Origin of the sequence: Pseudomonas bharatica CSV86 (assembly GCF_000319305.2) — a bacterium.
GTDB lineage: Bacteria > Pseudomonadota > Gammaproteobacteria > Pseudomonadales > Pseudomonadaceae > Aquipseudomonas > Aquipseudomonas bharatica.
The window spans coordinates 1,536,488-1,550,011 of record NZ_AMWJ02000002.1; the positions used below are offsets into that span (position 1 = coordinate 1,536,488).

At 63.4% G+C, this 13,524-nt stretch carries 14 protein-coding genes and 2 pseudogenes; 7 read left to right on the forward strand and 9 right to left on the reverse strand.

The window, feature by feature from the left end; genetic code table 11:
* Positions 1–9 precede the first annotated feature (9 nt).
* Complete coding sequence (locus tag CSV86_RS20905) at positions 10–513, forward strand: M48 family metalloprotease (protein WP_158487741.1); 504 nt, start codon at positions 10–12, stop codon at positions 511–513.
* Between the two features lie 104 nt (positions 514–617).
* Here the strand turns inward: CSV86_RS20905 and CSV86_RS33840 are convergent, their stop codons facing one another.
* Entirely contained in the window at positions 618–1,046 is a 429-nt protein-coding gene (locus CSV86_RS33840) for a methyl-accepting chemotaxis protein (protein ID WP_446532480.1), read from the reverse strand.
* A 108-nt stretch (positions 1,047–1,154) separates the two neighbouring features.
* A pseudogene (locus CSV86_RS33845) lies at positions 1,155–1,931 on the reverse strand (PAS domain-containing protein); the annotation flags it as partial.
* A 180-nt stretch (positions 1,932–2,111) separates the two neighbouring features.
* Between CSV86_RS33845 and CSV86_RS20915 the strand changes: the two are divergent.
* Positions 2,112–3,329, forward strand: a complete 1,218-nt coding sequence (locus CSV86_RS20915; protein WP_009405820.1) for a glycosyltransferase family 4 protein — start codon at positions 2,112–2,114, stop codon at positions 3,327–3,329.
* Here CSV86_RS20915 and CSV86_RS20920 read toward each other — a convergent pair.
* The 3 genes from CSV86_RS20920 to CSV86_RS20930 form a co-directional block, all read right to left on the reverse strand.
* Positions 3,298–4,401: an NADH:flavin oxidoreductase gene (locus tag CSV86_RS20920; RefSeq protein WP_009405823.1), complete on the reverse strand. Its 1,104-nt coding sequence runs from the start codon at positions 4,399–4,401 to the stop codon at positions 3,298–3,300. The genes CSV86_RS20915 and CSV86_RS20920 overlap by 32 nt on opposite strands.
* A 200-nt stretch (positions 4,402–4,601) precedes the next feature.
* Complete coding sequence (locus CSV86_RS20925; RefSeq protein WP_009405825.1) at positions 4,602–5,084, reverse strand: glutathione peroxidase; 483 nt, start codon at positions 5,082–5,084, stop codon at positions 4,602–4,604.
* Positions 5,085–5,241: 157 nt separating this feature from the next.
* Positions 5,242–5,727: an FKBP-type peptidyl-prolyl cis-trans isomerase gene (locus CSV86_RS20930; RefSeq protein ID WP_009405827.1), complete on the reverse strand. Its 486-nt coding sequence runs from the start codon at positions 5,725–5,727 to the stop codon at positions 5,242–5,244.
* On the opposite strand from CSV86_RS20930, the pseudogene CSV86_RS32115 reads away from it, so the two are divergent.
* The 3 genes and pseudogenes from CSV86_RS32115 to yihG form a co-directional block, all read left to right on the forward strand.
* A pseudogene (locus tag CSV86_RS32115) lies at positions 5,696–5,815 on the forward strand (DUF3565 domain-containing protein); the annotation flags it as partial. The gene CSV86_RS20930 and the pseudogene CSV86_RS32115 sit on opposite strands and share 32 nt — an antisense overlap.
* 102 nt (positions 5,816–5,917) lie before the next feature.
* Positions 5,918–8,014, forward strand: coding sequence for a phosphate acetyltransferase (gene pta / locus CSV86_RS20935; RefSeq protein WP_009405829.1), 2,097 nt, complete (start codon positions 5,918–5,920; stop codon positions 8,012–8,014).
* A gap of 2 nt (positions 8,015–8,016) precedes the next feature.
* Positions 8,017–8,895 carry a 1-acylglycerol-3-phosphate O-acyltransferase, YihG family gene (gene yihG, locus CSV86_RS20940; RefSeq protein WP_009405831.1) on the forward strand — a complete coding sequence of 293 codons (879 nt, stop codon included), beginning with the start codon at positions 8,017–8,019 and terminating at the stop codon, positions 8,893–8,895.
* A 145-nt stretch (positions 8,896–9,040) separates the two neighbouring features.
* On the opposite strand, the gene CSV86_RS20945 is transcribed toward yihG, so the two are convergent.
* From CSV86_RS20945 to CSV86_RS20960, 4 genes are all read right to left on the reverse strand, one after another.
* Positions 9,041–9,739: a YiaD family glycine zipper/OmpA-like lipoprotein gene (locus tag CSV86_RS20945; protein ID WP_009405833.1), complete on the reverse strand. Its 699-nt coding sequence runs from the start codon at positions 9,737–9,739 to the stop codon at positions 9,041–9,043.
* A 94-nt stretch (positions 9,740–9,833) separates the two neighbouring features.
* Complete coding sequence (locus CSV86_RS20950) at positions 9,834–10,478, reverse strand: MBL fold metallo-hydrolase (protein WP_009405835.1); 645 nt, start codon at positions 10,476–10,478, stop codon at positions 9,834–9,836.
* A 94-nt stretch (positions 10,479–10,572) separates the two neighbouring features.
* Positions 10,573–11,499 carry an AEC family transporter gene (locus CSV86_RS20955; protein ID WP_009405837.1) on the reverse strand — a complete coding sequence of 309 codons (927 nt, stop codon included), beginning with the start codon at positions 11,497–11,499 and terminating at the stop codon, positions 10,573–10,575.
* Positions 11,500–11,589: 90 nt separating this feature from the next.
* Entirely contained in the window at positions 11,590–12,474 is an 885-nt protein-coding gene (locus CSV86_RS20960) for a LysR family transcriptional regulator (protein ID WP_009405838.1), read from the reverse strand.
* Between the two features lie 148 nt (positions 12,475–12,622).
* Between CSV86_RS20960 and CSV86_RS20965 the strand changes: the two genes are divergently transcribed.
* Positions 12,623–13,015, forward strand: coding sequence for an NUDIX hydrolase (locus tag CSV86_RS20965; protein WP_009405840.1), 393 nt, complete (start codon positions 12,623–12,625; stop codon positions 13,013–13,015).
* Positions 13,016–13,209: 194 nt separating this feature from the next.
* Positions 13,210–13,494, forward strand: coding sequence for a DUF6555 family protein (locus tag CSV86_RS20970; protein ID WP_009405842.1), 285 nt, complete (start codon positions 13,210–13,212; stop codon positions 13,492–13,494).
* Positions 13,495–13,524 lie beyond the last annotated feature (30 nt).

Sequence of the window (13,524 nt, forward strand, 5' to 3'; positions counted from 1 at the left end):
AACAGTACGATGATCAAGCTCGCGATACTTGCCTTGGTAACGACCATCACTACATCCACAGCCATCGCAGTACCACAAGCAAGTCCCATGATCGGCGGAATCAACGTTTACTGCCAACTTCCAAATGGCATGACCGTCTATACGGATCTAGCCGTTATGAATGATGTGGCAAGAGCAGGAACCCAGCCGTATCCGATGCCACCAGGATTCATCCCCATGATTTATTTGAACCCTCAAGCGATGCCGCTGTTACCGCCACCTGTTCAATTGTTCATTTATGGCCACGAATGCATGCACCACCGATTGGGTCACACCTTGGGTAATATAAACCTGAGCATGGAAGTCGATGCAGATTGTACAGCGGTGCAATTACTGAAAAGCCAAGGGCTACTGGACGCGAATACCACTCAACTGGTCGCTTCGTTCTTTCAGAACAACCCGCCAATGCCTCCTTTCTATCCATCAGGTCCGGAACGAGCACAACGAATTTTAATGTGTTTCAACGAAGGCTGACTCGTTCTGGTCAATACCATCGCATGCAACTCGCGCAAAATCATATTGTGAAGTTGAACCGAACAAAGCCGGCGCATCAGGCGCCGGCCTTTCTCTTTAGGCGGTTACTTCAGCTGATTGGAAAACTGCCCCACCGCACTCACCACCTTCCGCGCACCGTCCTGGATCTCGGTGATCACCGTCCCCGTCTGCCCCGCCAGCTCAAGGCCTTGTTCGGCCTGGCGCTTGCTGCTGTCGATGATGTCCACCGCGGCCTTGGCCAGTTCCTCGTTCTGCTGCACCACGCGAGCGATTTCCTCGGTGGCGGTGCTGGTGCGCGAGGCCAGTTGGCGGACTTCGTCGGCGACCACGGCGAAGCCCCGGCCCTGTTCGCCGGCACGGGCCGCTTCGATGGCAGCGTTGAGCGCCAGCAGGTTGGTCTGCCCGGCGATGTCGCTGATGGTCTTGATGATCGAGCCGATCACCTGGGACTGCTTGTCCAGTGCCTGGATGCCGTTGGCGGCATCCTGCATGCAGGTTTCCAGGCCACGCATGACATCCACCGTCTGGGTCACCACCTCGGTGGCCCGGCGCGCACTGGTGTCGGTGGCCAGGGAATTGGTGTAGGCGATATCGGCCGCCTGGGCGACGGCGTTTTCCTGATTCACCTGGTCGGTGATCACGGTGGCGAACTTGACGATTTTGTACAGCACGTCATGGGCATCGATGATCGGGTTATACGAGGCTTCCAGCCACACGATCCGGCCGTGGGCGTCGATGCGCTTGAAGCGCTCGGCGACGAATTCGCCACGGCGCAGCTTGCCCCAGAACGCCTGGTACTCGGCGGAGTTGTACTCCTCCGGCTCGCAGAACATCCGGTGATGCTTGCCGCGCACCTGCTCCAGGCTGTAGCCCATGGTGCGCAGGAAGCGGTCGTTGGCCGTCAGCACTTCACCGTCGAGGTTGAACTCGATCACCGCGGTGGAACGCATCAGCGCCTTGATCAGGCTTTCGTGCTCTCGCGAGGTCTCGATGGTCCGGGTCAGGTCGCTGGAGTGCATGGTGAAGTACTGGATACGGCCGTTGCCGTCCTTCACCGGTTGCAGGATCGAACGCAGCCAGGCCTCCTCGCCGTTGCCACGAAGCAGGCGGAATGCACCGTTGAGATGCTCGCCGCGGGTGATGGCCTGCTTCATGCGCTGGTAGAAATCCAGCGGCTTGACGTGCGCCGGAACGATATCCTCGATAGGCCGGCCGACCAGTTGCGAACTGCTCCAGCCCATTTCCTTTTCGAAGTTGATGTTCACCGACTCGATGCGCCCGCTCGGGTCCAGTTGCAGCACCAGCATTTCGCTGTCCAGACTGTCCTTGACCTGCTCCAGGCTCAGCAGTCTTTCGCGCAGTTCCTGGTTTTCTTTCTTCAGTTTGCTGTTGAACATCACCGCTCTCCTGGAGCGCTATCGTCATCGGGGGAATGCGTACTGCATCGGCTGGCGGGACGTCATTCTTGAGCAACAAAACGGGAATATTTCTTTGCCCGGAGCGCCAAGGATCGGGCGTCATGAAGTTGTCATGCGAACGTCACCCGCAAGCCATTTCAGCGCTGGAGACTGGACAGCATGACGACGCTCGCGCTGCACATCACCCTTATCAGCGAAACCTTCCCGCCGGAAATAAACGGCGTGGCCAACACCCTCGGCCGCCTTAGCGAAGGCCTGCGCCAGCGCGGCCACCGGGTGGAACTGGTGCGGCCGCGGCAAAGCGACGACCCGCCCGGGCAGGCAAATGCCGACCAACTGCTTTGCCGCGGCTGGCCGCTGCCGGGGTACCCGGGATTGCAGTGGGGCCAGGTGTCGATGCACAAGCTGCTGCGGCGCTGGCGCAGGGACCGCCCCGACGTGCTCTACATCGCCACCGAAGGCCCGCTGGGCCTGAGTGCGCTGCGCGCCGCGCGGCGCCTGGGGATAACCGTGGTCAGTGGCTTCCATACGAACTTCCAGCAGTATTCCAGCCAGTACGGCCTGGGCCTGCTGGCACGGATGCTGACCCACTACCTGCGCTGGTTTCATCAGCGCACCCACAGCACCCTGGTGCCCAGCCCGAGCCAGCGCCTGGCCCTGGAAAGACGTGGCTTCGAGCGCCTGGCCCTGTTGTCCCGCGGAGTCGACAGTTGCCTGTTCAACCCGTCGCGACGCAATGCGGCGCTACGTGAGCGATGGGGGCTGGGCCACGACGATATCGCCCTGCTGCATGTCGGCAGGCTGGCCGCGGAAAAGAACCTGGGGATGCTGGGGCGTACCCTTCAGGAATTGCAACGCAGGTACCCGAAACGCCGCATCCGCCTGGTGATCGTCGGCGACGGCCCGCAACGGGCCGCCCTGCAGGCACAACTGCCGGATGCCATCTTCTGCGGCCCGCAGCGCGGCGAACCCTTGGCCGAACACTATGCGTGCGGCGATATCTTCCTGTTCCCGAGCCTGACCGAGACCTTCGGCAATGTGGTACTGGAAGCCCTCGCCTCGGGGCTGGGCGTGGTTGCCTATGATGAAGCCGCAGCGGCCCAGCATATCCGCCACGGGCACAATGGCGCACTGGCGATGCCAGGCAATGCCGCCGCCTTTATCGATGCCGCCTGCTGGCTTCTGGAAGATGACGAGACCTTGCGCCGGGTTCGCCTGAATGCCCGCCAGCACGCCAGCCGCCAGGGCTGGCCGGCGATTGTCGAGCAGTTCGAGGCCCACCTGCGCAATGCCTGCGAGCCGCTACGAGACAGGCCCGTCGCAATGAACGGGCCCGACCTGCTGGTCAAACCAGGCTCGTCAGCGCCTCGCGGCTGAACGGCAGGATCTCGCCTTCGCGGCCGTCCCGCACCTTGGCCGCCCATTGCGGATCGACCAGCAGCGCGCGCCCCACCGCGACCAGGTCGAACTCTTCGGCGTCGAGCCGTTGCAACAGGTTTTCCAGGCTGGCCGGTTGCGCCACCTTGTCGGTATCGACCATGAACTGCAGGAACTCGCCATCCAGGCCTACGCTACCGACGGTGATGGTCGGCTTGCCGGTGAGCTGGCGCGTCCAGCCCGCCAGGTTGAGCGGCGAACCTTCGAACTCCGGCTCCCAGAAGCGACGGGTAGAGCAGTGGAAGATATCCACGCCGGCCTCGGACAAAGGCTTGAGGAATTCGCCCAGGGCTTCGGGCGTGGTAACCAGGCGTGCGTTGTAGTCCTGCTGCTTCCATTGGGAGAAGCGGAAGATGATCGGGAAATCCGGACCTACCGCAGCACGCACCGCCTGGATCAATTCGATGGCGAACCGCGAACACCCCGCGAGATCGCCGCCGTACTCATCGTCGCGACGGTTGCTGGCGTCCCAGAAGAACTGGTCGATCAGATAACCGTGGGCACCATGGATCTCCACGCCGTCCATGCCGATGGATCGAGCATCCCTGGCGGCCTGGGCGAAGGCGGCGATAACCTCCCGGATATCCTCGCGGGTCATGCCGTGGACCACCTCCTGTCCATCCTTGAGCTTCTCGCTCGGGCCGTAGCCCGGCACGCTGGCGTCCGGCTCGGTACCGAGGCGGCGGACCATGCCCACATGCCACAGTTGCGGCACGATGCGGCCACCCTCGGCATGGACGGCCTCGACCACCTTCTTCCAGCCGGCCAGGGCATCCTCACCGTAGAAGCGCGGTACGTTCGGGTAACCGTTGGCGGCCTTGTGGCCTACGGTGGTGCCCTCGGTGATGATCAGGCCGACACCGGCGGCGGCACGGCGGCGGTAGTACTCGACCACCTTGGCGTGAGGCACGCCGCCGGGGCAAAAGGTGCGGGTCATCGGCGCCATGACTACACGGGTCGGCAGCTCCAGGGCGCCCAGTTGGAAAGGCGTGAACAGTGCATTGGCGGACATGTGGCGCTCCTCGGGATGAAAGGCGCCTGAGCATAGGATGGGTAGTGGTGAGGGACGAGTACTATTGATCTGGGTGATTTGAGGGCAAAGATTTTGTGGTGTTCCTCATCGCTGGCAAGCCAGCTCCCACACGGACTGCATGCACCGCACCTGTGGGAGCTGGCTTGCCAGCGATGAGGCCCTTGAGAACACCAGGGAAATCACGCCAAGGCCTTCTCGATCGCCTGCACCACTGCCGGATCATCCGGCGCGGTCCGCGGCGAAAACCGGGCCAGCACCCGCCCGTCCTTGCCAACCAGGAATTTCTCGAAATTCCAGGTGATGTCGCCCGGAAACTCCGCGCCCTCGCCCGCCAGCAGGCGATACAGCGGATGCCGGTGCGCCCCGTTGACCTCAAGCTTGCCTCCGAGCGGGAAAGTCACCCCATAGTTGAGGCTGCAGAAGCTGGCGATCTCTTCCTCGCTGCCCGGCTCCTGCCCGGCGAACTGGTTGCACGGCAGGCCCAGTACGCTGAAACCCTTGCCCTTGTACTGCTGATAGAGATTTTCCAGCGCCGCATACTGCGGCGTCAGGCCACATTTGGAGGCGACATTGACCACCAGCACTACCTGGCCCTTGAACGGTGCCAGCGACAGGTCCTGGCCGTTCAGCGCTTGCAGTTTCAGGTCGTGAAATGCACTCATGACGTACTCCCCTTCTACGACGGATCCCGGTCATACCGGCGGTCGGCCACGATCGCGGGCCACTAAAAAGGCGCCTGGCCTGCCGCATGCACCCTTGCGGGACTGCACGACGGAAGGACAAGGCGCCTTCGCGACTCTCTGAGCTTAGCGCAGAAAATCAGTGGTGATGGCCACCTTCGCCGTGGACGTGGCCATGGGCGATTTCTTCTTCGCTGGCGTCACGCACGTTGACCACCTTGACCTTGAAGTTCAGGCGCTGGCCGGCCAGCGGATGATTGCCGTCGACGGTGACGTCGTCGCCGTCCAGGTCGCGGATGGTGACGATCTGCATCTGGCCGTCCGGCGCCGAGGCGTGGAACTGCATGCCGACTTCCAGTTGGTCGACGCCTTCGAACATGCTGCGGTTCAGGGTGCTGACCAGCTCGGCCAGGTATTCGCCGTAGGCGTCTTCCGGCTCGATGGTGACGTTCAGCTCTTCGCCGGCGCCCTTGCCTTCCAGGGCCTTTTCCAGGCCCGGGATGATATTGGCGGCGCCGTGCAGGTATACCAGCGGCGCGCCGCCAGCGGAGCTGTCGATGACCTCACCGGCGTCGTTGGTCAGGGTATAGTCGATGGAGACAGCCTTGTTGGCGGCGATCAGCATGGGGCGAGACCTTTTGCATAAGAAGTGTGAGCGAGCAAGTGTAACCAACGCATCGCCCGAAAGCGAACGCAACCCGGACAGACGGGACCGCCATCCCGGGGCTTTTGCTACTGGCGGATGCACGGCAGGGCGGGTTAGCGATACCCTTGGCAATTGACGTTTTTTGCACTGGCTCATTCGAGAAGTTCGCATGCAAACCTTTTTCATCGCGCCGACCGACTTCGGCGTTGGCCTGACCTCCATCAGCCTGGGCCTGGTCCGCACCCTGGAGCGGGCCGGCCTGAAGGTCGGCTTCTTCAAGCCGATCGCCCAGCCGCACCCGGGCGACACCGGGCCGGAACGCTCCACCGAACTGGTTTCGCGGACCCACGGCCTGAAACCGCCCAAGCCCCTGAGCCTGGCCCATGTCGAGCGCATGCTCGGCGAAGGCCTGCTGGATGAACTGCTGGAAGAAATCATCACCCTGTACCAGCAGGCCTGCGTCGACAAGGACGTGCTGGTGGTCGAGGGCATGGTCCCGACCCGTCACGCCAGCTATGCCGCGCGGGTCAACCAGCACCTGGCCAAGAGCCTCGATGCCGAGGTGATCCTGGTTTCCGCGCCGGAAAACGACGTGCTTGCCGAACTCTCCGGTCGCGTCGAATTGCAGGCCCAGCTGTTCGGCGGCCCGCGCGACCCGAAAGTGCTCGGGGTGATTCTTAACAAGGTGCGCAGCGACGAGGACATGGTCGGGTTCGCCAGCCGCCTGCGCGAACATTCGCCCTTGCTGCGCAGCGGCGAATTCCGCCTGCTCGGCTGCATCCCGTTCCAGGCCGGGCTCAACGACCCGCGCACGCGGGATGTCGCCGACCTGCTCGGTGCCCAGGTGCTCAATGCCGGTGATTACGAAACCCGGCGCATGAACAAGATCATCCTGTGCGCCCGCACCGTGGCCAACACCGTGCCGCTGCTCAAGCCGGGCACGCTGGTGGTAACCCCGGGCGATCGCGACGACATCATCCTCGCCGTCAGCCTCGCCGCGATCAACGGCGTGCCCCTGGCCGGCCTGCTGCTGACCAGCGACAGCAAGCCCGATCCGCGTATCCTCGAACTGTGCCAGGGCGCCCTGCTCGCCGGCCTGCCGATCCTATCGGTGAGCACCGGGTCCTACGACACCGCCAACCAGCTCAACCAGCTGAACAAGGAAATCCCGGTGGATGACCGCGAGCGCGCGGAGATCATCACCGACTTCGTCGCCAGCCACCTCGATGCCGACTGGCTCAACCAGCGCTGCGGCACCCCGCGGGAAATGCGCCTGTCGCCGGCGGTGTTCCGCTATCGCCTGATACAGCAGGCCCAGGCGGCGAACAAGCGCATCGTCCTGCCCGAGGGCGCCGAACCCATGACCGTGCAGGCCGCCGCCATCTGCCAGGCCAGGGGCATCGCCCGCTGCGTGCTGCTGGCCAGGCCGGACGACGTCCAGGCCGTCGCCCGGGCCCAGGGCATCAGCCTGCCGGAAGGACTGGAGATCATCGACCCGGACCTGATCCGCGAGCGCTATGTCGAACCCATGGTCAGCCTGCGCAAGAGCAAGAGCCTGAACGCCCCGATGGCCGAGCAGCAACTGGAAGACCCGGTGGTGATCGGCACCATGATGCTGGCCCTGGACGAGGTCGATGGCCTGGTATCCGGCCTGGTGCACTCCACCGCCAACACCATCCGCCCGGCCCTGCAACTGATCAAGACCGCACCGGGTTGCAGCCTGGTGTCCTCGGTGTTCTTCATGCTCTTTCCCGAGCAGGTGCTGGTATACGGCGACTGTGTGATGAACCCGCACCCGAGTGCCGCCGAGCTGGCGGAAATCGCCCTGCAAAGCGCCGACTCCGCACAAGCCTTCGGGATCAACCCACGGGTCGCGATGATCAGCTACTCCAGCGGCGAGTCCGCCAGCGGCGAAGAAGTGGAGAAGGTCCGCGAAGCCACCCTGCTCGCCCAGGAAACCCAGCGCGCCCTGCAGATCGACGGCCCGCTGCAGTACGACACCGCAGCCAACCTGGAAATCGCCCGGCAACTGGCTCCCAACAGCCCGGTAGCCGGGCGCGCCACGGTGTTCGTCTTCCCTGACCTGAACACCGGCAACACCACGCACAAGGCGGTACAGCGCAGCGCCGATTGCGTCAGCCTCGGGCCGATGCTGCAAGGCTTGCGCAAACCGGTGAACGACCTGCCGCGCGGGGCCCAGGTGGACGACATCGTCTACACCATCGCCCTGACCGCGATCCAGGCCAGCCGCGCGGCGGAGTTCTGATCATGCCCGACATCCTGCGCGGCACGCTGGCCGCCTTGCTGCTGGGGCTCAATACCCTGGCCTGCTGCACACCGCTGTTCATCGTCAGCCTGGTCAAGCTGTGCCTGCCGTTCGCGGCGGCGCAGCGGGTTACCGACGAGCTGATGCGGCATATCCACGAAGCCTGGATCAGCAACAACAAGGGCTGGATGAAGCTGCTCGGGCGCACCCGCTGGCAGGTGCAAGGGCTGGAGGGGCTCGACTACCAGCACAGCTACCTGGTGACCAGCAACCACCAGAGCTGGGTCGATATCCTGGTACTGCAATACGTGCTGAACCGACGCATTCGCCCGCTGAAGTTCTTTCTCAAGCAGGCACTGATCTGGGTTCCGGTGATCGGCCTGGCCTGGTGGGCGCTGGGCTTCCCGTTCATGAAGCGCTACAGCAAGGCGTACCTGGACAAGCATCCGGAAAAGCGCGGCAAGGACCTGGAAACCACGCGCAAGAGCTGCGCCAGATTCCGCGGCAAGCCGACTGCGATCTTCAACTTCGCCGAGGGTACGCGCTTCACCCAGGCCAAGCATGACCTGCAGCATTCACCCTTCCGCCATCTGCTCAAGCCCAAGGCCGGGGGCATTGCCTTCGTGCTGGATGCGATGGGCGAGCAGTTGGAGTCGATCATCGATGTCACCATCCACTACCCCGACGGCGCGCCTGGCTTCTGGGACTTGCTATGCGGACGGGTACGGCGGATCGTTGTGCAGTTCGAGGAACTGGCGATTCCAGGGGAGTTTCTTGGCAAGAGCTATGACCAGGACGAGGACTACCGGGCGGCGTTTCAGCAGTGGATCAACCGGTTATGGGAGAGGAAGGATCAGCGGTTGGAACAGATGAATCGTTGAGATCTTGAAGGCCCCATCGCTGGCAAGCCAGCTCCCACAGGACCGCGTGCACCGGTAACCCTGTGAGAGTCAGAGCCAGCCAAGGATTTGCTGATCACCTCAGACCCTGTGGGAGCTGGCTTGCCAGCGATGGGAACGTCAAAGATTACTGCTGATAGTTCTGCCCTGGAATCGGCTTCAGGTTCACCTCTACCCGGCGGTTCTGCGCCCGGCCGTTGGCATCGGCATTGCTCGCGATCGGCTGGTCGGGGCCCATGCCACGCACGCTCACCCGCGACGGATCGACGCCCTGGGACGTCAGGTAGGTACTGACGGCCTGCGCGCGGCGCTGCGACAGGTCCATGTTGTGCTGGCGGCTACCGGTGCTGTCGGTGAAGCCCACCACCTCGATGGTGTTCTGGTTGAACTGCTTGAACGAGTTCGCCAGGTTGTTCAGCGGCGAATAGAAGCTTGGCGCGATGTTCGCCGAGTCGGTAGCGAAGGTGATATTGCCCGGCATGATCAGCTTGATCTGGTCGCCTTCACGCTGCACTTCCACACCGGTGTTGGCCATGCTCGCGCGCAGCTCGGCTTCCTGCTTGTCGGCGTAGTAGCCGTAACCCGCAGCCGCGGCACCCACTGCCGCCGCGCCGATCAGCGCGCCCTTGCCACGGTTGTTGTGATCGATGGCGGCACCGGCGATGGCACCGGCCAGCGCACCCAGGCCGCCATACTTGGCAGTCTTGCTCATCCCTGAGGAGCCCTGCGCCTGGCCACCCTGGTTGTCATAGGGGTTCTGGCTGGCACAGCCAGTCATCAGGGCAGCGGCGGTAGCGACGATAATCAAACGGCGCATGGTGAACATGGACAAGCTCCTGCGAACAATTCGTATAGATGGCCAACTGACGTGAGTTCGCCACCAGCCTTGGAGTGCGGCGGCGAAGAAAAATTCCCTGCGCTCATGCCCGAACGAACGGATTTTCACGCATTTCCTCACCCAGACGGGTGTCGGGACCATGCCCGGCCACCACCGTCGCCTCTTCGTCGAGACGATACAGCCGCTGTTTGATAGAACGAACGATAGTTGCCTGATCGCCACCCCACAAATCGGTGCGGCCCACACCACGGCGGAACAGGGTATCGCCGGCGATCAGCAGCTTGGCGTCGGCGAACCAGAAGCTCATCGAACCCGGGGTGTGACCTGGCGTATGCAAGGCCACGCCGCAACCGCAGGCCAGTTCCTCGTCATCCTCCAGCCAGCGGTCCGGCGACGGCACCGGCACGTACGGCACGCCGAACATGCGGCACTGCATTTCCAGGTTGTCCCAGAGGAACTGGTCGTCCTTGTGCAGGTGCAGGGTGGCGCCGGTCTTTTCCTTCAACTGGCCGGAGGCTAGGAAATGATCGAGGTGGGCATGGGTATGGATGATGCTGACCACCTTCAGGCCATGGGCATCGAGCTTCTGCATGATCAGGTCGGGGTTGCCGCCCGGGTCGACGACTATGGCCTTCTTCGTGAGCGGGTCGCCGATGATGGTGCAGTTGCACTGCAAAGGGCCGACGGGGAAGGTTTCGCGGATTAGCGTAGATGGGGCGGGATTCATGACAGCGTCCTCTCAGGCGAATCGCCTATTCTAGCCATTCCCGCGGTTCCCTGCGGGAGGTGGCCTGTCAGCGAGAGGACCCTGAAGGACACCTTCAAACCCAAGGCAATAAACTGCTCACCGCCAACGGCAAGGCCACCCCCGCCAGCAATGTCTGTCCGGCGATGATCCCCGCCATCAGCGGTGCATCGCCGCCCAGTTGCCGGGCCATGATGTAGGACGATGAGGCGGTGGGCAGCGCCTGGAACAGCAGCGCGGCAATGGCCGCTTCGCCACTGAGGCCGAACAAATGGCAAGCGGCCAGGGTCACCATGGGCATGACCACGAACTTCGCCAGCGACGCCATCCCCACCGGCCGCAGCCAACTGCGCGCCGCCTTGAGATCCAGCGCCGCGCCCACGCACAGCAGGCCCAAGGGCAGCGAGGCCTGGCCAAGGGCTTTCAGCAACGGCTCGATTGCTGGCGGGAGGCCCAGCTCCGTTGCGTGCAACAGGATCCCGAGCGCACAGGCCAGCAACAGCGGGTTGACGACCATCTGCCGGGCCACGCCCTTCCAGCTCATGCGCCCTGCCGAGCCATAACGGGCGAATACCAGCACGCAGAGGATGTTGACGGTGGGGACGATCGCCGCATTCGCCACCGCTGCCAGGGCAATGCCCTGGGCGCCGAACAGGCCTGCCGCCGCCGAAACGCCAACGTAGTTATTGAAGCGCACCCCGCCCTGGAATACCGAGGTGAACGCCGCGTCGCTCACGGCGAAACAGCGGCGCGAGAGCACCAGCAGCAACGCCACCAGCAGCGTGGAGGAGACCAGCGCCAAGGCCATGCCCAGCACCGGCACGCCTTCCAGTTTCGCCGTAGCCAGGCCATGCACGAACAGCGCTGGCAACAGGACGTAATAGCCGAGGCGCTCGGCCTGGGGCCAGAAACTGTCGGCCAGGAAATGGCTGCTGCGCAGCCAGGTACCCAGTGCGATCAGCAGGGCAATGGGCACAAGGGCCAGCAACAGGGAAAGGGTCATGGCAGGGTCCGCACGATCAACAGATGAGCGTCACGATAAAGACCCGGTACCTTGATTAAAAACGATGAATTATCGAGCCACCCTCAAGTTTTACTCATCGGTCAGCGCGGCCTGCCGGCGAATCGCCTGGGCCAGCGCCGCGGCCAGACGGCCCCGCGGGCGGTCCTCGCGCTCGATCAGGACCACCTTGCGGGTGCGTTGTGGATCGCCGAAAGGGCGGTAGGTCAGTTGCTCGATCTTCCCCAGCACCCGTTCCGACGACGGCACGATGGACACCCCGAGGCCGCTGGCGACCATGCGGATCAGCGCTTCCTGGCTATCCAGCTCCATGGTGGTGCGCACCCGCAGCCGCATGCGCCGCAGTTCACGCTCGATGGTGCGCCCGGCCCAGGCGCGACGGTCGAAGCGAAAGAACGGCTGGTCCTGCAACAGGCTGCGCGAGTCGGCATCGGCGAGCCGCTGCGGGGCGATGATCCAGAACCCCTCCTCGTACAGCACGGTGCTCACTAGGCCGTAGGGATGTGGCTTGACCGGCTCGGTGGTGACCGCCGCATCCAGCTCCCCCGCCTCGACCCGGGTAGCCAGTTCTGCCGACATTCCCGACAGGACGTTGACCCGCACATGCGGATGCTCCGCGCTCAACGCAGCCAGGGCCGCCGGCAGGACACCCGCCAGCGCCGTATGGATGGCGCCCACCCGCAAGCGCCCGCGCAGCTCGCTGTCCTCGCCAAGCTCGGCGGCGATGCCGTCGTAGAGCGCCAGGATCTCCCGCGCCCGCTCCAGCGCCAGGTACCCGGCTTCGGTCAGCACCGGCAGGCGCCGCGAACGGTCGAACAGCGGCGCATTGAACTCCTCTTCCAGCCCGCGGATATGCAGGCTCACCGCCGACTGGGTGAGGTGCACCGCCTCGGCAGCACGGGCGAACGAGCCGTGCTGGGCAATGGCGACCAAGGTTCGCAGGGCACGCAGGGACATGGGCCGGGGTCCGTAGGAAATGATGAATGGTCTGACAGCACATCTGGCTGGCACGCCAGATGCTTCCGAATTCAACTACGTTTAATTGAACCTGACCGGAAGTACACAAGTCTCCCGCAAAAGAACACCGATTTACAGGATTGCCCCGATGTCAGGAAAAAGCCGCAGATACAAAGCCAGAGCCACCATCATTTGCCTGCGTAGCGGCAAGGTACTGCTCGTGCGCAAGAAAGGCGGCAAATGGAACTTCCCAGGCGGTACCGTGGAGGCCGGTGAGCAGCCGATCCAGGCGGCAGCCCGGGAACTGAAGGAAGAGACGAAATTGCGCAGCCTGGGCCTGTTGCAATTATGTTCGGTGGAAGTGGGCAATATCGTCCACCACGTATTCACCACCCAGTTCGACGACTACACCGAAGCGGTGGCAGACAACGAAATCGTCGCCTGCAAATGGGTACGTCGCGAACAGCTGAACGGCAAGCTGCTCACCCCCAACGCCGCAGCGCTGATGATGCGTCAACTCCCGGCCCTGTGCGCCAGCTGAACCGCGCGTTTTGCACGGCCCGGCGAGGGCCGTTCATGCAAAATGCACCGCGTGCGTCCTGCCCCTTCCAATGTTTGCTGGGTCAAATGCATGTCCAGGATCGGGCACGGCATTCGCAACTGTCCCTCACATCCGATGCCTCGGCGCATCACGGCTGCGTCGACGGCCGGCAAGAAAACGGAGGGATTCCACCAATGGCGGGACAACAGTTGTACGTGATCGATTATGAACTTCAGGGGCAGCCACGCACCTTTATCATTCGCCTGGAAAACATGAACAACGCCGAGGCCTGGCACTGGGCCAGTTGCGATGCCGGCGTCGGCGTGATTCCCCGCTTCGGGCAGCAGAAAATCAAAAAGGTCAGCCGGCCGATGGCCGAGCGCTATGGGATCACCAATGTGCGCTGGCGGGTATCCGGCCAGGGCCCGGAATTCAAGCCGATGCCGGTGGATGTGGGGAAGTTTGCCGGGTCTGAGTGATCCAGGGTGACCTCTTGGGCCTCATCGCTG

Bases quoted from the DNA above. Each gene is read 5' to 3' on its own strand.
- CSV86_RS20905 (WP_158487741.1), top strand. From the start codon at position 10: ATGATCAAGCTCGCGATACTTGCCTTGGTAACGACCATCACTACATCC.
- yihG (WP_009405831.1), top strand. From the start codon at position 8,017: ATGCCCGACATCCTGCGCGGCACGCTGGCCGCCTTGCTGCTGGGGCTC.
- CSV86_RS20965 (WP_009405840.1), top strand. From the start codon at position 12,623: ATGTCAGGAAAAAGCCGCAGATACAAAGCCAGAGCCACCATCATTTGC.
- CSV86_RS20970 (WP_009405842.1), top strand. From the start codon at position 13,210: ATGGCGGGACAACAGTTGTACGTGATCGATTATGAACTTCAGGGGCAG.
- CSV86_RS20930 (WP_009405827.1), bottom strand. From the start codon at position 5,727: ATGCTGATCGCCGCCAACAAGGCTGTCTCCATCGACTATACCCTGACC.
- CSV86_RS20950 (WP_009405835.1), bottom strand. From the start codon at position 10,478: ATGAATCCCGCCCCATCTACGCTAATCCGCGAAACCTTCCCCGTCGGC.
- pta (WP_009405829.1), top strand. From the start codon at position 5,918: ATGCAAACCTTTTTCATCGCGCCGACCGACTTCGGCGTTGGCCTGACC.
- CSV86_RS20915 (WP_009405820.1), top strand. From the start codon at position 2,112: ATGACGACGCTCGCGCTGCACATCACCCTTATCAGCGAAACCTTCCCG.
- CSV86_RS20920 (WP_009405823.1), bottom strand. From the start codon at position 4,401: ATGTCCGCCAATGCACTGTTCACGCCTTTCCAACTGGGCGCCCTGGAG.
- CSV86_RS20960 (WP_009405838.1), bottom strand. From the start codon at position 12,474: ATGTCCCTGCGTGCCCTGCGAACCTTGGTCGCCATTGCCCAGCACGGC.
- CSV86_RS20945 (WP_009405833.1), bottom strand. From the start codon at position 9,739: ATGTTCACCATGCGCCGTTTGATTATCGTCGCTACCGCCGCTGCCCTG.
- CSV86_RS20925 (WP_009405825.1), bottom strand. From the start codon at position 5,084: ATGAGTGCATTTCACGACCTGAAACTGCAAGCGCTGAACGGCCAGGAC.
- CSV86_RS33840 (WP_446532480.1), bottom strand. From the start codon at position 1,046: ATGCGTGGCCTGGAAACCTGCATGCAGGATGCCGCCAACGGCATCCAG.
- CSV86_RS20955 (WP_009405837.1), bottom strand. From the start codon at position 11,499: ATGACCCTTTCCCTGTTGCTGGCCCTTGTGCCCATTGCCCTGCTGATC.